A 21838-nucleotide genomic window follows, 5' to 3' on the forward strand; every position below is an offset into this window, starting at 1 on the left:
TATGCAGGACGCACAACAACAAATACAGAACCTTAGGAAGGAACTCCGGGAACACAACTACAATTACTATGTGTTGGACAATCCCACGATTTCGGATTTTGAATTCGACATAAAACTAAAAGAACTTCAGGAACTTGAAAAAAAGCACCCTGAATTTTACGACCCAAACTCCCCCACCCAACGCGTTGGCGGGGAAGTCACCAAGAATTTTGAAACAGTTGTGCACGAATACAGGATGTATTCTCTAGATAATTCTTATTCAAAAGAAGATTTATTGGATTGGGAAAAACGCATCAAGAAATTGGTGGACGGTGAGGTACAATATACCTGCGAACTTAAATATGATGGGGCTTCGATGAGCCTGACTTACGAAAACGGACAATTAGTTCGGGCGGTAACTCGAGGGGATGGCTTTCAAGGGGATAATGTTACTGCCAATGTAAAGACCATCAAATCTGTACCCTTAAAATTAAAAGGGGATTATCCGTCCAAATTTGAAATTCGTGGAGAAATAGTGTTGCCTTTTGATGGATTCAACAAAATGAACGAGGAGCGCATCTCCAATGGCGAAGAACCTTACCGCAATCCAAGAAATACAGCTTCCGGAAGTTTAAAATTACAGGATAGCGCCGAAGTGGCAAAACGGCCTTTGGAGTGCTTGTTATATAGTTTAAAAGGTGCTGATTTGGGAATTTCCACCCAGTTTGAGAGTTTGGAAAAAGCACGGTCCTGGGGATTTAAAGTGCCCGATGTGGCGGTTTTGGCTAATTCAGTGGATGAAGTCCTAGAATTCGTCAATTATTGGGACAAAAAACGGCACGAATTACCTTATGAAACGGATGGCGTCGTTATTAAAGTGAATAGTCTACAACAGCAGGAAGAATTGGGTTTTACTGCCAAAGCACCCAGATGGGCTATGGCCTATAAATTTAAAGCTGAACAGGTATCGACGGTTTTAAACGAAATCACCTATCAAGTTGGGCGTACAGGAGCGATTACTCCCGTAGCAAATTTAGAACCGGTAGAATTGGCGGGAACAACCGTAAAACGTGCTTCCATACATAATGCCGACCAAATTGAAAAATTGGATATCCGGGAGCGGGATACCGTTTTTGTGGAAAAGGGCGGGGAAATTATCCCAAAAATAATAGGTGTGGACTTTGATAAGCGTCCGCTTGATTCAACACCGACCAAGTACATTGAATATTGTCCGGAGTGTGGCACCCAACTGATACGCACAGAAGGTGATGCCAAACACTATTGCCCAAATTATAATGGATGCAACCCTCAGATCATTGGAAGGATTCAGCATTATATTTCCAGAAAGGCCATGGATATTGAAGGTTTGGGTGGAGAAACCGTTGCACTTTTGGTAAATGAAGGTTTAATTTCCAATTATTCCGACTTATATGAATTAACAAAGGAGCAAGTCATTCCTTTGGAGCGAATGGCGGAAAAAAGTGCAGAAAACCTCATTAATGGTATTGAACAGTCCAAAAACATCCTTTTTGACCGTGTATTGTATGCTATAGGAATTAGATATGTAGGCGAAACAGTAGCGAAAAAATTGGCTAAACACTACAAATCCATCGACAATTTGATGAAGGCTACCCAAGAAGAACTTGAGCAGGTAGACGAAATAGGTGTAAAGATTTCGGAAAGTGTCAAGCAGTTCTTTTCTTTCGAAGAAAATATTGAAATCATCAATAGATTGAGACGTTTTGGCGTTCAATTAGAAATATCTTCCGAAGCCTTGGAAGGGCAAACTGATATTTTAAACGGACAATCCATTGTCGTTTCCGGAATATTTGAAAAAGTGTCAAGAAACGAACTCAAAAAACTAATTGAGGACAATGGAGGTAAAGTAAGTAGCTCAATATCCTCAAAAACAAGTTTTATTGTTGCTGGCGAAAACATGGGCCCTAGTAAAAAAATAAAGGCAGAATCCTTGGGAATAGCATTACTTTCAGAAGTTGAATTCCTACAAAAAATAGATTATATGTAAATTTTAACGATAAAATGCATTTTTTTATCGATTAATTGCATTTTTTGTTTATATTTGTTCCTGAACTTAAAGTTGCTCTTATGTGTAGCCCCAAGCTATTAGCATTTTTAGTAGGTAGTGTATATACCCTTTTTGTAATATTCCAATTCAAAGGGGATGAGTATATAGCGGAATCCTGCAGTGCGTTTATCCTACCACTTCTTGCGATGGGCTATTTCTGCATGGTTCAGAAAAAATCGCTGTTTTTCATTTTGTTTTTGGTGCTTTACTCTATTTCTGATTTGATGGTTGTTGTTTCAAAGGGCATATCTCCAGATGTGGATTATTTTTTGGGAAATTCGTTATACATATTGGCTTATTTGTCATTACTTATTGAAATAAGCAAAAGCCTATGCTTTAAATATGTTATGAAGCACTATAAATTTTCGATTGCAGTTTTGCTAGCTTTAAACGCCTATATTGCCTATGCACTTTTGAAAGTCGTGAATCCTTATTTAATATTTGGTTCGGAATATTTTATTGAAATAACCTATAATGTTTCAATGTTATTGATTCTATCTGTGGCATTGTTAAATTATTTCCAAAAAGATAGCAGAAAGGCATTTTATATTTTAATTGGCGCGCTTTGCATCGTGTTTTCCGAAGTATTGAACGTGGCCTATCTCTATGTGTCCCATCAAAACCTTCTTAACTTCTTAACTGTTACTATTGCCCTCGTTGGATTCTATTTTCTCTATGAACAGACTAAGCTCAACTACAAGAATACGAAAGCCGGGTCTTTGTACGAGCAAAAGTTATAACTTTAAATACGGAATGTCTTTTCTGTAGAGATAAGTTATTATAAGCGCTAGTATAAACGTAACTACTGCGAAAACAAAAAGTACACCACCATCATTTTTAACTTCAATACCCAATTGGGTAAGATGCATAAAAATTGCGCCACCTATAACGCCTAGGGTCAAAATTGAACCTACCCAAACTGTTCTAGGGATTAATAATAGGATACCCGCAATCAATTCAACAATACCGATGCCAATTCGGCCATGGGGCTCAAGCCCTACTTTTTCAAAAATGTAAACACTATCCTCATGAGCAAGGAATTTAAAACGTAGAGTCTGGATTAAAATGACAGCAACAATAATGCGCAGGGCGAGTGGAATGTATTTTTTCATCTTGTTTTGATTTGATGGGGCTTTAGACGAGGTAAAACCCTAAACTTTTCAAAATGGATATTAAAAATGTTAAACGATAATAGTTGTTCCAAGCGAAGTTTTCTTTTTTTCCGAATCAAAATAGAAGTCTATTTGACCCAAATACAGTCCATAACAGCCTACCTGATTCACCAGGGTGTCTCTACCTGCGGCATTATTAACAATAGTTGGTTTCGGCAAGAAAGTGTGTGTATGGCCACCAATAATTAAATCAATATCTTTTGTGGCTTCGGCCAAATTTAAGTCGCATATTTTTTTTGGATTACGTGCATACTTATACCCCAAATGGGATAGGCAGATAATGAGATCGCACTGCTCATTTTGCTTTAGTATCCGAGTCATTTCTTGGGTGATTTCAATCGGGTCGAGGTATTTGGTTTCTTTATAAAGCTTTTTCAACACCAGGCCTTCAAGTTCGACCCCCAATCCAAAAACGCCAATTTTTAAACCGGCTTTGTTAAAAATTTTATAGGGCTTGACATGGGTGTCCATAATAGTATTTGAAAAATCGTAATTCGCCGAAACAAACTCAAATTGCGCATGAGGGAGTTGGGCGTACAACCCCTCAATCCCGTTATCAAAATCATGGTTACCGATGGTGGCCAAATCATATTTCAATTTGCTCATCAACTTGAATTCTAATTCTCCGCCGTAATAGTTAAAATAAGGGGTGCCTTGAAAAATATCACCAGCATCCAATAATAAGGTGTTCGGACTATTTTTTCTGATGGATTCAATCAGCGAGGCGCGTCTCGCTACACCACCTTTATTGGCGTTCCGCCCATCATTTGGGCCAAAAGGATCAATATGGCTGTGCACATCATTGGTGTGCAAAATAGTAATTTTAGTAGTGTTGGGAGCAGTTGAAAACGATTGCAAACCTAACCCTCCAAAAGACGCCAAAGCACTTCCAGCCAACGATGTTTTCTGAATAAAATCCCTTCTTTTCATAAGTTATTTGATAATAAATCTATCATCGATTTTGGGTCGAATTGTGTCAATTTTTTTAAAATAATCCATCATGGCATTTCTGATTTTATAGTCCAAATCATAAAAGCCTTCATTTTGTTGAAAAAATTTCATGTTGTCGCCACCGTGAAACAGATAATCACTCGTTGCCACATAATAGGTTTGGTCAGGGTCGATTTCACCCCCGTTGATTTTAGCACTTAACAAATTGCCATCACGGTCTGCCACAAGTTCAAGCCCTCCGATAGGATGAGGTTTATTGCTTTTTAGGAGGAATTTTATGGCCCTGTCAAAGGCCACTTTTTTTAAGCCCACGACCACTACTTCATTTTCAAATGGCATCACATTATAAGCCGTTCTTGGGGTAATATTCCCTTCTGGAATAGTACTTCGAATGCCGCCATTGTTCAAAATTACTGCATCAATGTCGTGGCCAGTTCTTTGTTTAAAAACAGGATTAGCTTGGATTTTTACGATATCCGCCATCAGATTGCCAATGGAGGTGTTTCCTTTGCCGTCATATTTAGAAAGTGTACCCGTGGCATAGGCCAAAACCGTACTCAGATCCTTTTCGATGTGATTACGGTACGGCGCTATAAAAGCCTCAATGCTTTCATTGGAATGTAATGTTGAATCAACACTAATCCGCTGCCCCTCAATCGTTTTTAAATCCAATTTTCGCTGTTTACAATTGAACATCAAAAGGGAGACCATCAAAAGTGCGAGGTGCTTAAAATTCATGGATTTTGGTGCGTAAAATTTCATAATGTTTTGCCTGTACTTTTGCTACCTTTGCTGAAAGTATAAAATTAAATGATTTTTAAGGCTTTCAAGGAAAAATCAAATAAAAAGTATTTGAACAAATTGTTATCCGAGCGTAAAGTACTGGTGGATAGCAAGAAAATTAAAAGCCTTGGAATTATACTTAATTATGACGAAATAGACAATTTCAACGCATTTAACGTACTGGCCTCGCGGTTGAAAATCCATGCGAATAGAATAAAGGTGATAGCCTATACAAAAGACACGAAAAAAGAAGGCCATGCCTGGGATGCCTGCTATAATGCCAAGGATTTTGGGTGGAAAGGGGAAATTAAAAATATCGAATTGAAAGCATTTTTGGATGAGCCTTTTGATGTTCTACTTAGTTTTTATGCCGAAGATCTTTTGGAATTAAAATTATTAACAGCATTGTCGAAATCTCAATTAAAAATCGGAATTTTGCAAACCGATTCGCGTTTGAACGATATCATCATCAAAACAAAAATTAAGGAGAAAAAGGTATTTGAGGACGAGGTTTTTAAATACTTGACCGTACTAAACAAAATTTAAAAAATGAAGAGTAAGTTTCTGGGGACTGGAGTGGCATTGGTTACTCCTTTTAAGGCGGATTTGAGTGTGGATTTTGACGCATTGAAAAACATCGTCAATTTTAATATTGAAAAAGGCACGGAGTATTTGGTTATTTCCGGCACAACGGCCGAAAGTGTTACCATTACCAAACAGGAAAAGAAAGCGATTACTGAAGCTATTATTGAAGCGAATAATGGACGTGTTCCTTTGGTTTTGGGTATTGGAGGTAATAATACAGCACAAATTATCGAAGAAATTAAATCAACGGATTTGAGCCAAATAGATGCATTACTTTCGGTATCGCCATACTATACGAAACCTACCCAAGAAGGTATTTATCAACATTTTAAGGCAATTTCAGAAGCCAGCCCAATTGACATTATACTTTACAATGTACCAGGGCGCACTTCAAAAAATATTGAACCGGAGACGGTAATTCGTTTGGCAAAGGATTTTGATAATATTATAGGTATCAAGGAAGCTGGAAATAAAGTGTCGCAATATTTACAACTTATAAAAAATAAGCCAGAGGACTTTTTGGTGATTTCTGGTGATGACGACATTGCCCTAGGAATTGTATTGGCAGGTGGTGCTGGGGTCATCTCCGTAATAGGACAGGCATTTCCAAAGGAGTTTTCGGAAATGATTCGCTTAGGTCTGAAGGGGGATGCAAAATCTGCATACCAATTTCATTTTAGATTAATGGATGTTATCGATTATATTTTTGAAGAAAATAATCCTGCTGGTATTAAAGCTGTTTTTGAGGCCTTAGGACTTTGTAGGGATACGGTTAGATTGCCATTGGTTCCCGCTTCTGATGGGTTGAAACAAAAAATCAAACAATTTGTTAGTGATTTTTAATGGTGTTAAAGTTAACTTAAACCTTACCGCTATTGGAATCCTTCGATTAAATTCGCCTTCAAATAATATTTTTAAGTTACATTTTAAAAATGTAATTTTGCATCTTGTTTAAAATCTATGAGAAACCTTTTAAGCATACTAGTTGTTGCCTGTGTATTAAGCTCTTGTAGCCAATTTCAAAAAGCCATGAAATCGGAGGACATCGCGCTTAAGTTTAAAACAGGGGACTCGTTATATCAATTAGGCAAATTTGAGAAAGCAAATCGTTTGTTTGCTCAGGTTGTACCCAAATATAAAGGGAAGCCTCAAGCTGAAAAATTGATGTACCTCTATTCAAAATCCTTTTATGAAATGAAGGACTATTATGTTGCCGGTTATCAGTTTGAGCGTTTTGTGTCCAGCTATCCTAGAAGTGAAAAGAAAGAGGAGGCCTCGTTTTTAAGTGCTAAAAGCTATTATATGCTGTCACCGATTTATTCGAAGGATCAAACAGAAACCAAGGAAGCAATTGAAAAGCTTCAGGAGTTTTTGAATTTATTCCCAGAATCGGAGTATGCCTCGGAGGCAAATACCTTAATTAAGGAACTGGATTATAAACTAGAAAAAAAGGCTTTTGAGATAGCAAAACAGTACAACCATATATCTGATTTTCAAGCATCCATAAAGTCATTTGATAATTTTATATATGGATTTCCGGGGTCATCACTTCGAGAGAGTGCGCTTTTCTATCGCTTTGATTCAGCCTATAAACTGGCCATCAATAGTATTGAATATAAAAAGAAGGCACGTTTGGAACAGGCCAAAGAGTATTATACAACATTTAAGCAGGCCTATGGCAACTCTGAATTTGTTGAGACCGCAGATGTCATGGCCACAGAATTAGATAAAGAATTAGAAACTTATAGCGCAAAAAGTTAATATAATGATGGATTTAAAAAAAACCACCGCTCCCGTAAACACGGTTACTTATGATAGAAACCAAGTAGATGAGCCTACTGAAAACATCTACGAGTCTATTTCAATCATTGCAAAAAGGGCAGAGCAGATTAATACTGAAATCAAAAAAGAATTAATCGATAAGCTGGAGGAATTTGCTACTTACAACGACAGCCTTGAGGAAGTTTTTGAAAACAAGGAACAGATTGAAGTATCTAAATTCTACGAAAAATTGCCTAAGCCTCATGCACTTGCGGTTCAAGAGTGGCTTACGGACAAGATTTATTTCAGACATACTGAGGAAGATTCCCAAGTATAATTTCCAAAAACATTTATGGGCATTTTAAGCGGCAAACATATACTTTTGGGCGTAACCGCCGGTATTGCCGCTTATAAAACTGCTTCGTTGGTGAGGGGTTTAATTAAAGCCGGGGCCGACGTAAAAGTGGTGATGACACCTGCAGCGAAGGACTTCGTCACTCCACTTACTTTATCTACACTTTCAAAACATCCTGTACATTCGTCCTTTACAAATGAAGAAGATGATAATGCCGTTTGGAACAACCATGTAGAGCTGGGCCTTTGGGCAGACCTATTTGTTATAGCTCCAGCTACGGCAAATACCATGGCTAAAATGGCCAATGGCGTTTGCGACAATTTATTATTGGCCACATATTTATCAGCAAAATGTCCAGTATATTTTGCTCCGGCGATGGATTTGGATATGTATAAGCACGAATCCACAAAGGCATCTTTTGAAAAACTTAAATCCTTTGGAAATATAATGATTCCAGCCACTTGTGGCGAATTGGCTAGTGGATTAGTTGGTGAGGGCAGAATGGCCGAGCCGGAGGATATTGTGAGTTTCATCGAAGCCGATATTTTAGATAAACTACCATTAAAAGGAAAAAAAGTATTAATTACGGCTGGGCCCACTTATGAAGCTATTGACCCTGTTAGGTTTATTGGCAACCATTCCAGTGGGAAAATGGGCTTTGAAATTGCTAAGGCATCTGCCAATTTGGGTGCTGAGGTGTTTTTGATAACTGGCCCAACGCATCAGAAAGTATCGCATAGTTTGATAAATGTACTTCCCGTAACCAGCGCTTCCGAAATGTATGATGAGGCCCATGAGCATTTCGATGAGATGGATATAGCAATTCTTTCGGCCGCGGTCGCTGATTTCAAACCAAAGGAGGTAGCATCTCAAAAAATAAAAAAGAAATCGGACACCTTTAGCTTGGAATTGGAGCGCACCAAAGATATTTTAGCTTCACTTGGCGAAATAAAAAAAGGACAGTTTTTAGTGGGATTTGCGCTGGAAACCAATAACGAATTGGAAAATGCAAAACAGAAACTAAAGCGCAAGAATTTAGATTTAATTGTATTAAATTCGTTGAACGATAAAGGTGCCGGATTTAAAGGCGACACGAACAAAGTAACCTTTATTGATACTAAAAATGGCATAACCGAGTTTCAATTAAAGTCCAAAGCTGAAGTGGCATTGGATTTGTTAAACGAAATCATAAAGCAGACGCATGCGTAATTTTCTTGTTATTCTTCTCTTGAGCATAGGCAGTTTAGGGTTTGCCCAAGAGCTAAATTGTACCGTTGTTGTCAATGCACAGCAGACTGGAAATGAAAACCTTCAGATTTTCAAAAATTTAGAAAAACAACTGACTGAGTTTGTAAATAATACCAAGTGGACCGACCGCATGTTTGGATCTCAGGAGCTGATCAACTGCAGTATGAATATAATTATTCAGGAATATAATAGTGAGCTGTTCAACGCCAGTATCCAAGTGCAGTCTTCTCGACCAATATTTGGTTCTTCCTATAGCACCCCATTATACAATTTTAATGATAACGATTTCAGCTTTAGATATGTGGAATTCCAAAATCTGATCTACAACCCGAATCAGTTTAGCTCTAATTTGATTTCAGTGTTGACCTTTCATATTTATATGATCTTAGCTTTGGATGCAGATTCATATGAAAAAAATGGTGGACAGCCGTATTACAAACAGGCACAGACAATTGTAAATTACACTCAAGGTGAAAACTTTAAAGGTTGGAAATTGGAGGACGGTTTGCAAAGTAGATTTATGCTTATTGACAATGTACTTTCCACGACTTTTAGGGAATTCAGGGACGTCATGTACAGCTATCATAGGATGGGCTTAGATATGATGAGCGAGGATTTGAAAAAGGGAAAAGAAGAAGTTGCGAAGAGTTTATCAGAGTTTAAGGCATTGAACAGTAGAAGGCCGAATTCCTTTTTACTGAGAACCTTTTTCGATGCGAAAGCAGAGGAAGTCGAGCAAATTTTTACAGGTGGCCCACAAGTTAATATTGCCGAATTAAAAGATCTTTTACAAAAAATAGCACCGATGCATTCCAGCAAATGGCGGAATATTACGTTCTAGTTTAATTTTTAATTTACTGCTTACAGCGCACTGAGACTGCCAACTCATATGTTAACAGCCCTCACCATAAAGAACTACGCCTTAATTGACGAACTTCAAGTCAATTTCAATGACGGCTTCACTATAATTACTGGTGAAACCGGGGCTGGTAAATCCATATTATTAGGTGGTTTATCTTTGATTTTGGGAAAACGAGCAGATTTATCAAGCTTAAAACAACCGGATAAAAAGTGTATCATCGAGGCTGTTTTTGATGTCAAGCAGTATGCTTTGGAGGCTTTCTTCAAAGATGAGGATTTAGATTACGAGCCACAAACCATCATCCGGAGGGAAATTTTGCCATCGGGAAAATCTAGGGCTTTTGTCAATGATTCTCCAGTAAATTTGAATAGTTTACAATCCTTGGGAACCCAACTTGTGGATATCCATTCCCAACACCAAACGTTGCAACTCACCCAAAATGATTTTCAATTTCAGGTAATCGATGCTCTGGCAGGTAATGATGAAAATTTAGTTGAATACTCAGAGTATTTGGTACAATACAAAAAATTCAAAACAGAATTGGATGAGCTGTTTGCCTTAAAATCCGAAGCCATAAAGGAACACGACTACAACACCTTTTTGCTCAATGAGTTGGAAGAGGCAAAACTGGTGGATGGCGAAATGGAATCTTTGGAATCGGAGTACGAAACGCTTAATAATATTGAGGATATTAAAGAGCGACTTTCTGAAGCCTATCAATTGTTGGGTGAAGAACAAATGGGGATAATGGCAATGCTTTCCAATTTAAAAAACACCCTTCAAAAGTTATCGGCTGTATCGTCCAAATATGAAGATTTATTTGATAGGGTAAACACATGCCTTATCGAAATGGATGATGTATTTGGAGAAGTGGATGCATTGCAGGAAAACTTGGAGGCTGATCCGACGCGCTTGGAGGCAGTAAACTCAAAATTGCAGGGGATTCACAACCTCATGCAAAAACATCAGACCGATTCCATTGCTGAACTGATTGAAATCAGAAATGAGCTAAGTAAACAAGTTGCCGTTACCGAAAATTTAGATGAAACCATTGCCCAAAAGGAGGCGAATATTGCAACCATGGCGTCTAAATTGGATACTGTCTCTAAAGAAATTCATAAGAAAAGAATGAATGCAATTCCAGATTTAAGAGGTCAGTTACAGGCCATTCTATCCGATTTGGGGATGCCAAACGCTCAGTTTAAAATTGAACTTGTTTTAGGCGACCATTATTTCAATAACGGAAAAGACAGCCTGTCATTTTTGTTTTCAGCAAATAAAGGTGGCAATTTTAACGATTTGAAAAAGGCTGCTTCTGGTGGGGAATTGTCCAGGATTATGCTGGCCATTAAATTGATTTTATCAAATTACATCCAATTGCCTACTATCATGTTTGATGAAATTGATACTGGGGTTTCTGGTGAAATCTCTAATAAAATGGGGGATATCATGTTGCAGATGAGCAAAAACATGCAAGTGTTTTCCATTACCCATTTACCTCAAATTGCGGCCAAAGGCCATTCTCACTTCAAGGTGTTTAAGGAAGATGTGGATAATTTGACCCAGACTAATTTGGTGAAACTGAACCATGACGACCGCATTGTGGAAATCGCTCAAATGTTGGGTGGTAAAGAATTGTCTTCCTCCGCTATAGCCCATGCCAAAGAATTGCTTAATTAAAAAGGCTTAAAGGCGAAAAGTTTAGTATTTTTGACCATATATACGTATTTTGACAACACTAAAAAACTAACTGAAATATGTCTTACAATTTATTAAAAGGAAAAAAGGGGATTATTTTTGGAGCTTTAGATTCCAATTCGATAGCATGGAAAACGGCTGAACGCGTGCATGAAGAAGGTGGGCAATTTGTATTGACCAATGCACCAGTTGCAATGCGAATGGGCGAAATCAAAGCTTTGGCTGAAAAAACTGGCGCTGAAGTTATTCCGGCCGACGCCACTTCTTTGGACGATTTGAAAAATTTAGTCGAGAAATCCATGGAGATTTTGGGCGGAAAGTTGGATTTTGTGTTGCATTCTATCGGGATGTCCATCAACGTTAGAAAAGGAAATCATTATACGAACCAAAACTATGATTGGACTCAAAAAGGCACAGACGTTTCGGCAATGTCCTTTCATAAAGTGATGCAAACTTTGTATCAGACAGATGCTATGAATGAGTGGGGAAGCATTGTAGCCTTAACCTATATGGCGGCCCAGCGTGTATTTCCTGATTATAACGATATGGCAGACAACAAGGCTTATTTAGAAAGTATTGCCCGTAGCTTTGGTTATTTCTTTGGAAGGGATAAAAAAGTGAGGGTCAATACCATTTCCCAATCACCGACGCCTACAACGGCAGGTAGTGGTGTTAAGGGATTTGATGGATTTATTTCCTATGCCGAGAAAATGTCGCCTTTAGGAAATGCTACGGCCATGGATTGTGCCAATTATACAGTTACTTTGTTTAGTGATTTGACCAAAAGAGTGACGTTACAGAATCTTTACAACGATGGAGGATTCAGTAATATGGGAGTGAGCGATGCTGTGATGAGTACTTTTACTGGGGAAGAATAAAGGGAGTTTACTAAGAAAATTGCTTTAACATAACAAAAAAGGCGCAAATCTCATTTGAAGTTTGCGCCTTTATTATACACTTAAGTTTTTTTAGTTTCCTTTATTATAATCCGCTAAAAACTTGGCCAAACCAATATCCGTCAAGGGATGTTTCAACAACCCTTCAATAGAACTTAATGGCCCAGTCATCACATCGGCACCAATCTTGGCACAATCTACAACGTGCATAGTATGACGTATTGAAGCCGCCAATATTTGGGTTTCAAAACCGTAGTTGTCATAGATATGTCGTATTTCTGAAATCAAGTTTAAGCCATCGGTTGAAATATCGTCCAGTCTACCCAAAAAAGGAGACACATATGTTGCTCCCGCCTTTGCTGCTAGGATGGCCTGACCCGGAGAGAATACCAAGGTAACATTTGTTTTAACACCTTTATCAGAAAAGTATTTACAAGCCTTTACACCATCCTTTATCATCGGTAATTTGACTACGATTTGCTCGTGCAGTTCTGCCAAAGCCTCCCCTTCTCTTATCATTCCTTCAACATCCGTAGAAATCACCTCGGCACTCACATCTCCATCCACAATATTACAAATGTCAACATAGTGTTTCATAATATTATCATGACCGGTAATGCCCTCTTTCGCCATTAATGATGGGTTTGTCGTTACACCATCCAAAACCCCCATATCTTGAGCGTCTTTTATCTGGTCTAGGTTTGCTGTGTCAATAAAAAATTTCATTTGCTTGTTTTTATGCGTGTTATAGTTTAGGGCGAATTTACAATTTTATGGGTTTACTCCATTGGGTATTAGGAAAATCTATCGAAAAGTTTCTAAAAGTTTTCGAAAATCGGCTTCGATTAAAGTTTATAATGATTCATTAATAATTTCTCATATACTTTATCGGGCAATACTCTTTTTAGCACAATAGAGAATTTTTGTATAAACGCTCCGACTTTATAATGGATTTTGGGCCTTTTAGCATTTATTATGCCATATACAGCTTCAGCCATCATATTGGGATCACTTCCAGAATCTACATGTTCATTCATCAACTCTAAAGATTTCCCATAAGTTTTCCAATAAGGTGAATCCTCTTTTAATGGGGCATGATATCTTCCTGAAGCGATATTAGTAGCAAAATCCCCTGGAGCCACATTGGTCATTTCAATATTAAAAGGCTTTAACTCCATTCTAAAGGCTTCTGTCAACAACTCCAGAGCTCCTTTGCTGGCACTATAAACACCTCGGTAAGGCAAGCCCATATAGCCCGCAATTGAGGTGATATTTATGATTAATCCCGACTTTTGCTTTCGCATGTGTGGCAATGTCGCTTTAATCACATTAATTGGGCCGAAAAAGTTAGTCTCAAAGTTGGCCTTAATTTCTTCATCTGGAATTTCTTCAATAGGTCCTGTAATCCCAGCACCTGCATTGTTTACCAATACATCCAATCGCCCCTCAGCTTTAATCACTTGGGAAACCGCTTCATTAATAGAAACTGCATCCTTTACATCCAATTCAAGTAATTGAAATAAACTCTCCGGGTAGTTTTTCGGGTTTCTGCTGGTACCAAAAACCACATGCCCTTTTTGGTGCAAAAACTCCCCAATGGATTTTCCTATTCCAGAGGACCCTCCAGTTATCAAAACAACTTTAGACATAATTGAAGAAATTTTTAAATTTCGAGCACCAAATTACAAAATTGAAACGACAAGAATACCTGAATTTAGCGCACAAAAAAAGGCAAGCTACCTACATCACACCGCTACGACCATATACCCTTGCTGCGTTCCCGCCCTGGGGGATTCTACAGGAGCTGGTTGTGTAGGACTTGCCGGGTGCAAAGATACAACCTTTTAAAATTTTCACAATGATTTTTCAAACCGATTTTAAATAAATATATTCGGCAAAAATTAGGCTTCAAACATGAAAACTTTCAAATATCTCGCTTTCATTTTATTAATCAGTTTGTCAGTGTCCTGTGGACCAAATTCTGGGCAGAAAAAAAATTATTTCAGTATCAAAACAAATGCCGTAAAAGGAAATATTTCTGTCGACCAAACTCTGAAACTTTCCATCGAAAACAAAAAAGGACACACTTTAGATTCCGTTACTTATACTTTAAGCGGAACTCCAATTGAGAGCTCCTTCGATTTAAAAAACTACAAATTGGGGAAACACAGCCTTGAAGCTACGGTTTACTTCAATGGAGAAGAAAAGGAAATGGTGGGTTCGTCAATCACCATTTTGAACGACCAATCCCCGAAATTGTTTAAGTACGAAATTATAAATGAGTACCCCCACGATATTACATCGTACACCCAAGGTTTGGAGTTTTATAATGGCAAATTATATGAAAGCACAGGTCAATACAAGGAATCCAAGTTGAGACAGGTGGATTATAAAACAGGAGAGGTCATTCAAAATATTAATTTGGCTGATGCTTATTTTGGAGAGGGCATCACCATTTTGGATGACAAAATATACCAACTGACCTGGAGGGCTGGAATGGGATTTGTGTACGACGTTAACTCCTTGGAAAAATTGAGCAGTTTTAAATACGGAAAAAGCAAGGAAGGTTGGGGACTCACCTATCACGACGGAAAAATTTATAAAAGCGATGGTACCGAAAATATTTGGTTGTTAAATCCCGAAACTTTAGTGGAAGACGACAAGATTCAAGTGTACACTAATAAAGGAAAAATTATTGGCATCAATGAAATGGAATGGATTGACGGAACCATTTATGCCAATCGTTATCAAAAAGACGGTGTGGCCATCATCAACCCCAAGAATGGCGCGGTTATCGGAGTCATTGACTTTACCCCTTTAAAGAAAAAAGTGACCCAGCATAAAGGCTTGGACGTGCTCAACGGTATTGCCTACAATCCGGAAACTAAAACGATTTTTGTGACCGGGAAACGTTGGGATAAGTTGTTTGAGGTCAAGATTATTGAAGAATAAAAACCCTCTATTTTGTGTTAATATATTCGTAAAATAAAGCGCTTTAAAGTATCTTTGTAATACTACTTTTTAAAGCCCTTTTTATGGACAATCTCGATGCCGCAAGACTGCAAATGGCATTTACACTAATGTTCCACATTGTGTTTGCTTGCATAGGGATGGTGATGCCATTTTTTATGGTCGTAGCCCATAAAAAATGGCTCAAAACGCGAAACCCCATTTATTTAAAACTAACAAAATCGTGGCAAAAAGGTGTCGCGATTTTTTTTGTTACTGGGGCAGTCTCGGGTACGGCGTTGTCTTTTGAATTGGGGCTACTTTGGCCAGAATTTATGAAGCATGCTGGTCCCATTATTGGCATGCCATTTTCCTTGGAAGGCGCCGCCTTTTTTGTGGAGGCCATTGCTTTGGGTTTCTACTTGTATGGTTGGAATAAAATTCCTGAAAAATTCCATTGGTTTACCGGGGTAATTGTAGGCATTTCGGGAGTGGCCTCGGGTATTCTCGTTGTTTCAGCCAACGGTTGGATGAATGCACCATCGGGCTTTGATTATATCAATGGCCAATTCTTAAATATTGACCCTATAAAAGCGTTGTTGAATCCAGCCTGGTTTACCCAAGCCTTGCACATGACCTTGGCCGCCTTTGTGGCCACGGGATTTGCCGTTGCCGGCGTTCACGCCTTTCAAATCCTAAAAAACAAACAGACGGAACTTCATAAAAAAGCCTTTAAAATAGCCATTACTTTTGCTGCCGTGGCCGCCATTCTGCAACCTTTAAGTGGCGACCTTTCCGCAAAAGATATTGCTGAACGGCAACCTGTAAAATTGGCCGCCATGGAAGCCCACTACGAAACTACCAAAGGTGCCCCGCTCTATATCGGTGGCATTGTGAATAATGAAACCCAAGAAGTAAACTATAAAATTAAAATCCCAAAAGCCTTGTCCTTTTTGGCCTTCGGTGATTTTGATGCTGAAGTGAAAGGCTTGAACGACTTCCCTGAAGATGTTCGCCCAAACGTAGCCATAGTGCATTATGCTTTTCAAATTATGGTAGGTATCGGGACCTTGCTCTTAGTGGTGGGTATTTTATTTTTCATCAGTTTAAAAAAGAAACACTGGTGGCAAAACAGAAAGTTTTGGTGGTTATTTGCACTAATGGCTCCGATGGGCTTTATTGCTTTAGAAGTTGGATGGGTGGTTACTGAAGTAGGCAGACAACCATGGATTATCCATAATATTATGAAAACAGAAGATGCCGTAACGCCAATGCCCGGTATGGTGTTTAGTTTCTACATGTATGTGGTATTATATTCTATTTTGACCATTGCCGTAACTTGGCTAATGGCTCGACAAATCCAAGTATTGAATAATCCAAAACCTGCTTGACCATGCTTTACGTAGTGCTTTTTTTTCTTATGGTGTCGTTACTCCTGTACGTACTTCTAGCCGGAGCGGATTTTGGTGCAGGCATCATCGAACTAGTATCCTCGAAGAAAAGTAAATCAATCACCAAGAAAACCGTTTATCGTGTTATCGGTCCCGTTTGGGAGGCCAATCATATTTGGATTATAATTATTGTGGTGATTTTGTGGGTTGGATTCCCTGAGTTTTACAATGTTTTGGTCATTTATTTACACATTCCCCTCACTCTTGTATTATTGGGTATTACCTTAAGAGGTGTCTCTTTTGTATTCCGCCATTACGATGCTTTTAAGGATAGAACCCATGTGCTTTATGATTGGATGTTTAGGGTTTCAAGTTTTGTCACCCCTTTTTTCTTGGGAATGACATTTGGTGCTACCGTTTCAGGAAAAATAAATATAACAAACGATTATTCCGATTTAAGCTTTTTTGACATTTTCGTAGCGTCCTGGCTCAATGGGTTTTCAGTTTTGGTTGGCCTATTCTTTGCCTCTTTATGCGCTTTTTTGGCCGCCGTACTATTGATAGGTGAAGCTGAAGCCGCCGAACGTAAACGTTATGTTCGAAAAGCACAAATAGCCAACGTTGTGGTCATAACTATGGGGTTTTTAGTTTTAAGCAGTGGTTTCATTAACGACATAACTTTCGTAACAGGTTTTGTTAACAACCCATATGCCGTTGGCTTGGTGGCACTTTCTGCAATTTTGATTCTGCCTTTAACACGAAGCATTAAAAACGCCAAGAAAGTTAAAAGTCGAACTTTAGCGGGAATGCAAGTTGTTTTGATCCTATTAGCTGCTTTAGGCTCCCACTACCCGAACCTTTTAATGACTTCGGGTTCGGAAATTAGTATTTTGGACACAGCAACCACTGATAGCGTCATTAATGTACTGGGCATTTCTTTAATCATCGGCGGAGCCATCATATTGCCAGGACTCTTTCACCTATTTAAATCCTTTAAAATGATTAAGGTGCTGGATAAGGATAATTCGGAAGAAAGCTAATCTAAAACCTTGATGATATCCCTAAAATCTTTTAAGGTGAACGTTGGTAGGTAAGCTCTTTCCAGACTGAAATCCTGCTTGTGGATATTATCGCCATTATCGATTATACATACTGATGTCCAACCCAATCTGTTTGGAGAAAGAAAATCTTTTGAAACATTGTCACCAATATAAAAATACTGGCCTATTCCGAATGCCTTTTCAAAATACAGAAAGTTATTTTCATTGGGTTTTTCACTACCGAATTCTTCGGAAATAACTATTTCAGTGAAATACTCGTCAAGCCCCAAGGCTTTAATTTTACTTCGTTGTTGTCTGGAGCGCCCGTCTGTCAAAAGCCCCATTTTTACACCTTTGTTTTTAAGGAAATCTAAAACCAATTTTCTTTCGTCCGACAATTTAATATTGGGGCTATGGTTTCTGTAAAGGTGAAGTAACTCCTCTTTTGTTGCTTTTGTATCGTATCTGTTCAGTATTTCTACAAAAACGTTGGATTTACTATGGTACAAACGCATCATTTCTTCAAAAATTGATGCAACATCGTTGTCTGAATCTTTATTTATGTATTGGGCAATTTCTAAAAAAGCGGACTTCAGATAATCCAACTCGTTATAGAGTGTATCATCCAAATCGAAAATAACAATAGGTTTAGGCTTTGTGTCCATGCACCAAAACTTCTGCGTCGTAGCGCAGCATTAATAGGTCTTCCTCCCAATTCTGGAAATTTTCGACGGACTTGTCACATAAGTATTCTTCAATAATCCATTTGGGGAAATTCCCTCCTGCCAAATAAGTTAGTGGATAACCTCCTCCAAAACGCGCATTGATTTCTATACCTCGGATATCATCGTTTTCTTTGTTCTTGAAGAATTGAAACGTTATACATCCCCTCGCCCCTTCAAGTTTGGTCAATTTAGAAATGATATAATCATAAACCGCATCTTTTTTGGTGATGCCTTTGCTTACCTCGCCACCTCGTACCTCAATTCGCTTTCTTGGCACAGCACATTTTAAGTCACCTTTTTTGTCATAGTACAAATCGCAGGTGTATTCCTCGTAAATATCGTGGTCTAAGTATTCGAAAAACAAAAACCTATCTTCCGAAAAGTGTTTTTCACTAAAATCACTTTCCTTTTTGATGATGAAATTATCTATACTTCGGCTACCATTGAAAGGCTTTATGTAGACAGGAAGTTTGTAATTATCCTTAGTGTAAATCCTTCCCACCGGAATATCAAGCTTATCAAAAAACTTTTCGGTGTTCACCTTATTATCAGAAACCTGAATTAACGCTTCATCTGAAACCATCAGTGTAATGCCTTTGTCATCAAACAGAGACTTACTTTTCGCCATTACCGCTAACTCAGTATCCAAAGTAGGTATTACAAGCTTAACCTCATTTTGAATACATATATCCAACAGCATAGGAATATAATCAGGATCAGTAATCCTACATATATCAAAAGCTTTATCCACAATTTGTGCCGCGGCAGACAGATCTGTCCTTAAATCCGCAACAAAAACTTTGGCCCCAGGAAAAATCGAAGTCAACTCGTTTTGAAAGGCTTTTACCAGTGACACTCTTCTCCCTGCTGAAGTGATTAATATATTATTCATTTGATTTGGTTTCGATCTACTTTTGATAAAAACATTACAATAGATCACAGCAATTCGTGCGTCAAATATACATATTTTGCTAGCACAAAAGGTCTTTATTTCTTTATTCTACAGATTTACCTTACTGAATTACAAAAACTTCAATTTGAGCCTTTAATTTTTGAAGATTTGCTCAAATTGAAGTTTTATTTTGATGTTATTTCAAAGTATTTGGTTTTAAAATCTTACAAAATTTTATACCTCTGAAAAAGAAGGATTTATAAGCCCCTAATGCACACTTTTAATCAATTTAGTTAATAATCAACTTCTTAGTAACTACACGATCCTTAGACTCCATTTTCACTAAATAAACCCCGTTATCGTTATTCTTCGTAAAACCAGTACTTATAATCGTCTTTTTTCCAGGAGTGAAGTTATCCTTATGGAACACCTTTGCACCTAAAACATTATAAATAGTGATTTCCAAGTCATCCGCACCTTGAGGTACATTCAAACTAAAATAACCAACATCTGTTGGGTTGGGATACATCTCTACATCCCAAATATCACCTGACTGAATCGACAAAGATTTAGAATCGAATATAATTTTAAAACGATGTGCGCTAATGGATTCGCCAATACTTGGATCAACATCAAAATTATAATTGATATCTGGGCCCTGATCTAGCCTAACCGACATATTGGTATAGGTATCCAATAGAATAGGTACTGCTCCTTCAATTCCTTTTGAATTTATGCGCAACGTATAGCTTTTGCCTCTATAGCTATCCACAAACAATTGAATTTCATCCAGCCCTGTTGGGTGCATTCTATTCTCAATACTCAACAAAGAACCTTCATTGTCAACAGCTAAATTCTCATCCAAGTTTGTAAATTTAGTTGCATCCAATCCGTCAACTTCATTGTTTCCGTTTTCATTAAAAAGTATCAGAAGGCCATCAGAAGGCGGTTCGCCATTTTTGTATGCATCTCGCTCATACAAGCTCAGACTTAATTGTCCTATTGTACTTTTCCCTGTCCCCCTCTTAAATATTTGTGTTTCTGGCGAACTGGTATGTTTGCTGGATTGCGAGAAAGTAATGGAAGCCGGACCATCATTTAAAGTACGCACAAAACAGGCTTGACCAGCTTGCAGGAACTCATTTGATACACCCGCTGTGGCTTGCCCTGTGGGCACAATAACGGTGGCATACGCCCCCCTAATTCCGAGGGAAGCATCCCAAACCCAATAGAAAAGGGTACTAACATTTGAAGAACCAAATGTAAGCAAGGCATTCATATCCACCTGAGCCTGAAATGGGTTTCCAACAAAGCTAAACCCTCCGGAAATATTATTAAGCGCCAAGGGCCCGGGCGTTGCATTTTCAGCTTCCAATATACCTTTTGAAACTAACGTTGTAGCTGTTGGAACAGCATTATTGTCATTCAAATCAATGGTTCTATCCCCACGTACCATCAATCTGTATGGGGTTCCAGTAACTAAATTTGTAGCATCTGTACTAGGTATCGCATCCCATGTCTGGCCAAAATTATCAAAAGTATACATAGAAGGATTACCTGTTACCGTGGCGTCAAATCCATTTGCTCCAGAAACCGACCCTGTGATGTGCGTACCTTGTTGCCAGTTGTTGGAAATAAAGTCGCTTGTAGTCACAGGAGTACTTAATAGCCTGAAAGCCCTTCTGGATGGAATATAACGTTCCACGTCTATAACTCCATTGAAAGTTCCAGTTCCTGAACCTATATAAGCTGAACCTGTTGCATCAGACTTCAAGGCAAATACGCCATTGTTGGTGATAACCCCATTATTGGTGACTACCACATTTGGTAAAACCATCAATGAAGCGCCGGTATCTACTTCTATGGACGCACTAGAAGCCAAATCCAAATTTTGCCCTGAAGTTAAAACAGGATAATTTGGCCTACCGCTAGGAATCAAAATTTCATAAGCTGGGGATAAGCCCGGAGCCAAACCACTTTCCCAGTTGTTACTATCTGTCCAATCGGAATCCACGTTTCCTGCCCAAACATAAGTTATCATGTCCAAGGTAGACGGGTCACAGTCATCATCAATGCCGTTACCTACAATTTCTGAAACGCCGGGATTGACATTAGGATCCGCGTCATCACAGTCCGTATTATTGTCTGCATAACCTGCAGGTACTGTCGAGGAACAGATAAACTCCTCGGCCGTGGAACCGAAGCCATCGCCATCAAAATCAACGTAATACAATTGCGGGGTATTCACGGATGCATCCGTGTCGTCGCAGTCCGTATTATTGTCCGCATAGCCTGCCGGTGCTGTCGAGGAACAAATAAACTCCTCGGCGGTGGAACCGAAACCATCGCCATCAAAATCAACATAATACAATTGCGGGGTATTCACGGATGCATCCGTGTCGTCGCAGTCCGTATTATTGTCCGCATAGCCTGCCGGTGCTGTCGAGGAACAAATAAACTCCTCG

At 38.6% G+C, this 21838-nt stretch carries 21 protein-coding genes and 1 other RNA gene; 13 read left to right on the forward strand and 9 right to left on the reverse strand.

Annotated features, from left to right (window positions below; all coding sequences use genetic code 11):
• Position 1 precedes the first annotated feature (1 nt).
• Both ligA and H7U19_RS15190 read left to right on the forward strand, forming a co-directional pair.
• Positions 2–2005, forward strand: a complete 2004-nt coding sequence (gene ligA, locus H7U19_RS15185; RefSeq protein ID WP_186563718.1) for an NAD-dependent DNA ligase LigA — start codon at positions 2–4, stop codon at positions 2003–2005.
• An 80-nt stretch (positions 2006–2085) separates the two neighbouring features.
• Positions 2086–2805 carry a hypothetical protein gene (locus H7U19_RS15190; protein WP_186563719.1) on the forward strand — a complete coding sequence of 240 codons (720 nt, stop codon included), beginning with the start codon at positions 2086–2088 and terminating at the stop codon, positions 2803–2805.
• Here the strand turns inward: H7U19_RS15190 and H7U19_RS15195 are convergent.
• From H7U19_RS15195 to H7U19_RS15205, 3 genes are all read right to left on the reverse strand, one after another.
• Complete coding sequence (locus H7U19_RS15195; RefSeq protein WP_186563720.1) at positions 2800–3177, reverse strand: DoxX family membrane protein; 378 nt, start codon at positions 3175–3177, stop codon at positions 2800–2802. The two genes, H7U19_RS15190 and H7U19_RS15195, sit on opposite strands and share 6 nt — an antisense overlap.
• A 69-nt stretch (positions 3178–3246) precedes the next feature.
• Positions 3247–4167: a bifunctional metallophosphatase/5'-nucleotidase gene (locus H7U19_RS15200; RefSeq protein WP_186563721.1), complete on the reverse strand. Its 921-nt coding sequence runs from the start codon at positions 4165–4167 to the stop codon at positions 3247–3249.
• Between the two features lie 3 nt (positions 4168–4170).
• Positions 4171–4950: a 5'-nucleotidase C-terminal domain-containing protein gene (locus H7U19_RS15205; RefSeq protein WP_246454823.1), complete on the reverse strand. Its 780-nt coding sequence runs from the start codon at positions 4948–4950 to the stop codon at positions 4171–4173.
• 48 nt (positions 4951–4998) lie between these two features.
• On the opposite strand from H7U19_RS15205, the gene H7U19_RS15210 reads away from it, so the two are divergent.
• From H7U19_RS15210 to H7U19_RS15245, 8 genes are all read left to right on the forward strand, one after another.
• The gene (locus H7U19_RS15210; protein WP_186563722.1) at positions 4999–5517 is read left to right on the forward strand and encodes a DUF6913 domain-containing protein; all 519 of its coding nucleotides are present in this window, start codon (positions 4999–5001) and stop codon (positions 5515–5517) included.
• A gap of 3 nt (positions 5518–5520) precedes the next feature.
• On the forward strand, positions 5521–6399 hold the full coding sequence (dapA, locus tag H7U19_RS15215; RefSeq protein ID WP_186563723.1) for a 4-hydroxy-tetrahydrodipicolinate synthase: 879 nt from the start codon (positions 5521–5523) through the stop codon (positions 6397–6399).
• A gap of 117 nt (positions 6400–6516) precedes the next feature.
• The gene (locus H7U19_RS15220) at positions 6517–7317 is read left to right on the forward strand and encodes an outer membrane protein assembly factor BamD (protein ID WP_186563724.1); all 801 of its coding nucleotides are present in this window, start codon (positions 6517–6519) and stop codon (positions 7315–7317) included.
• 7 nt (positions 7318–7324) lie between these two features.
• Positions 7325–7654 (forward strand): DNA-directed RNA polymerase subunit omega, encoded by a 330-nt coding sequence (locus H7U19_RS15225; protein ID WP_186563752.1) that lies wholly within the window; start codon positions 7325–7327, stop codon positions 7652–7654.
• Between the two features lie 15 nt (positions 7655–7669).
• Positions 7670–8881, forward strand: coding sequence for a bifunctional phosphopantothenoylcysteine decarboxylase/phosphopantothenate--cysteine ligase CoaBC (gene coaBC, locus H7U19_RS15230; protein WP_186563725.1), 1212 nt, complete (start codon positions 7670–7672; stop codon positions 8879–8881).
• A complete protein-coding gene (porD, locus tag H7U19_RS15235; protein WP_186563726.1) occupies positions 8874–9761 on the forward strand; it encodes a type IX secretion system protein PorD in 888 nt (295 codons plus the stop codon). Before coaBC ends, porD begins: the two co-directional genes overlap by 8 nt.
• A 48-nt stretch (positions 9762–9809) precedes the next feature.
• Positions 9810–11462: a DNA repair protein RecN gene (gene recN, locus H7U19_RS15240; protein ID WP_186563727.1), complete on the forward strand. Its 1653-nt coding sequence runs from the start codon at positions 9810–9812 to the stop codon at positions 11460–11462.
• A 77-nt stretch (positions 11463–11539) separates the two neighbouring features.
• On the forward strand, positions 11540–12358 hold the full coding sequence (locus H7U19_RS15245) for an enoyl-ACP reductase FabI (protein WP_186563728.1): 819 nt from the start codon (positions 11540–11542) through the stop codon (positions 12356–12358).
• A 90-nt stretch (positions 12359–12448) separates the two neighbouring features.
• Here the strand turns inward: H7U19_RS15245 and fsa are convergent, their stop codons facing one another.
• From fsa to ffs, 3 genes are all read right to left on the reverse strand, one after another.
• Complete coding sequence (fsa, locus tag H7U19_RS15250; RefSeq protein WP_186563729.1) at positions 12449–13102, reverse strand: fructose-6-phosphate aldolase; 654 nt, start codon at positions 13100–13102, stop codon at positions 12449–12451.
• A gap of 119 nt (positions 13103–13221) precedes the next feature.
• Complete coding sequence (locus tag H7U19_RS15255) at positions 13222–14025, reverse strand: SDR family oxidoreductase (RefSeq protein WP_186563730.1); 804 nt, start codon at positions 14023–14025, stop codon at positions 13222–13224.
• 77 nt (positions 14026–14102) lie between these two features.
• Positions 14103–14201: signal recognition particle sRNA small type (gene ffs / locus H7U19_RS15260), an RNA gene on the reverse strand.
• 89 nt (positions 14202–14290) lie between these two features.
• On the opposite strand from ffs, the gene H7U19_RS15265 reads away from it, so the two are divergent.
• The 3 genes from H7U19_RS15265 (at position 14291) to H7U19_RS15275 (ending at position 17756) form a co-directional block, all read left to right on the forward strand.
• A complete protein-coding gene (locus H7U19_RS15265) occupies positions 14291–15328 on the forward strand; it encodes a glutaminyl-peptide cyclotransferase (protein ID WP_186563731.1) in 1038 nt (345 codons plus the stop codon).
• Between the two features lie 83 nt (positions 15329–15411).
• Entirely contained in the window at positions 15412–16716 is a 1305-nt protein-coding gene (locus tag H7U19_RS15270) for a cytochrome ubiquinol oxidase subunit I (protein ID WP_186563732.1), read from the forward strand.
• A gap of 2 nt (positions 16717–16718) precedes the next feature.
• Positions 16719–17756, forward strand: a complete 1038-nt coding sequence (locus H7U19_RS15275) for a cytochrome d ubiquinol oxidase subunit II (protein ID WP_186563733.1) — start codon at positions 16719–16721, stop codon at positions 17754–17756.
• On the opposite strand, the gene H7U19_RS15280 is transcribed toward H7U19_RS15275, so the two are convergent.
• The 3 genes from H7U19_RS15280 to H7U19_RS15290 form a co-directional block, all read right to left on the reverse strand.
• Positions 17753–18421 carry an HAD family hydrolase gene (locus H7U19_RS15280; RefSeq protein ID WP_186563734.1) on the reverse strand — a complete coding sequence of 223 codons (669 nt, stop codon included), beginning with the start codon at positions 18419–18421 and terminating at the stop codon, positions 17753–17755. The genes H7U19_RS15275 and H7U19_RS15280 overlap by 4 nt on opposite strands.
• Positions 18405–19373, reverse strand: coding sequence for an ATP-grasp domain-containing protein (locus H7U19_RS15285; RefSeq protein ID WP_186563735.1), 969 nt, complete (start codon positions 19371–19373; stop codon positions 18405–18407). Before H7U19_RS15285 ends, H7U19_RS15280 begins: the two co-directional genes overlap by 17 nt.
• Before the next feature lie 289 nt (positions 19374–19662).
• The coding region (locus H7U19_RS15290) for a T9SS type A sorting domain-containing protein (protein WP_186563736.1) at positions 19663–21838 on the reverse strand (2176 nt) is incomplete at its 5' end.

The organism is Hyunsoonleella aquatilis (assembly GCF_014270105.1).
Taxonomy (GTDB): Bacteria; Bacteroidota; Bacteroidia; order Flavobacteriales; family Flavobacteriaceae; genus Jejuia; species Jejuia aquatilis.

Excerpts from the sequence above, each read along its gene's own strand:
- porD (WP_186563726.1), top strand. The coding sequence starts at position 8,874 with ATGCGTAATTTTCTTGTTATTCTTCTCTTGAGCATAGGCAGTTTAGGG.
- H7U19_RS15195 (WP_186563720.1), bottom strand. The coding sequence starts at position 3,177 with ATGAAAAAATACATTCCACTCGCCCTGCGCATTATTGTTGCTGTCATT.
- ligA (WP_186563718.1), top strand. The coding sequence starts at position 2 with ATGCAGGACGCACAACAACAAATACAGAACCTTAGGAAGGAACTCCGG.
- H7U19_RS15220 (WP_186563724.1), top strand. The coding sequence starts at position 6,517 with ATGAGAAACCTTTTAAGCATACTAGTTGTTGCCTGTGTATTAAGCTCT.
- H7U19_RS15285 (WP_186563735.1), bottom strand. The coding sequence starts at position 19,373 with ATGAATAATATATTAATCACTTCAGCAGGGAGAAGAGTGTCACTGGTA.
- H7U19_RS15275 (WP_186563733.1), top strand. The coding sequence starts at position 16,719 with ATGCTTTACGTAGTGCTTTTTTTTCTTATGGTGTCGTTACTCCTGTAC.
- H7U19_RS15225 (WP_186563752.1), top strand. The coding sequence starts at position 7,325 with ATGGATTTAAAAAAAACCACCGCTCCCGTAAACACGGTTACTTATGAT.
- H7U19_RS15190 (WP_186563719.1), top strand. The coding sequence starts at position 2,086 with ATGTGTAGCCCCAAGCTATTAGCATTTTTAGTAGGTAGTGTATATACC.
- H7U19_RS15270 (WP_186563732.1), top strand. The coding sequence starts at position 15,412 with ATGGACAATCTCGATGCCGCAAGACTGCAAATGGCATTTACACTAATG.
- coaBC (WP_186563725.1), top strand. The coding sequence starts at position 7,670 with ATGGGCATTTTAAGCGGCAAACATATACTTTTGGGCGTAACCGCCGGT.
- H7U19_RS15200 (WP_186563721.1), bottom strand. The coding sequence starts at position 4,167 with ATGAAAAGAAGGGATTTTATTCAGAAAACATCGTTGGCTGGAAGTGCT.
- recN (WP_186563727.1), top strand. The coding sequence starts at position 9,810 with ATGTTAACAGCCCTCACCATAAAGAACTACGCCTTAATTGACGAACTT.
- H7U19_RS15205 (WP_246454823.1), bottom strand. The coding sequence starts at position 4,950 with ATGAAATTTTACGCACCAAAATCCATGAATTTTAAGCACCTCGCACTT.
- H7U19_RS15245 (WP_186563728.1), top strand. The coding sequence starts at position 11,540 with ATGTCTTACAATTTATTAAAAGGAAAAAAGGGGATTATTTTTGGAGCT.
- H7U19_RS15280 (WP_186563734.1), bottom strand. The coding sequence starts at position 18,421 with ATGGACACAAAGCCTAAACCTATTGTTATTTTCGATTTGGATGATACA.
- H7U19_RS15210 (WP_186563722.1), top strand. The coding sequence starts at position 4,999 with ATGATTTTTAAGGCTTTCAAGGAAAAATCAAATAAAAAGTATTTGAAC.
- H7U19_RS15255 (WP_186563730.1), bottom strand. The coding sequence starts at position 14,025 with ATGTCTAAAGTTGTTTTGATAACTGGAGGGTCCTCTGGAATAGGAAAA.
- dapA (WP_186563723.1), top strand. The coding sequence starts at position 5,521 with ATGAAGAGTAAGTTTCTGGGGACTGGAGTGGCATTGGTTACTCCTTTT.
- H7U19_RS15265 (WP_186563731.1), top strand. The coding sequence starts at position 14,291 with ATGAAAACTTTCAAATATCTCGCTTTCATTTTATTAATCAGTTTGTCA.
- fsa (WP_186563729.1), bottom strand. The coding sequence starts at position 13,102 with ATGAAATTTTTTATTGACACAGCAAACCTAGACCAGATAAAAGACGCT.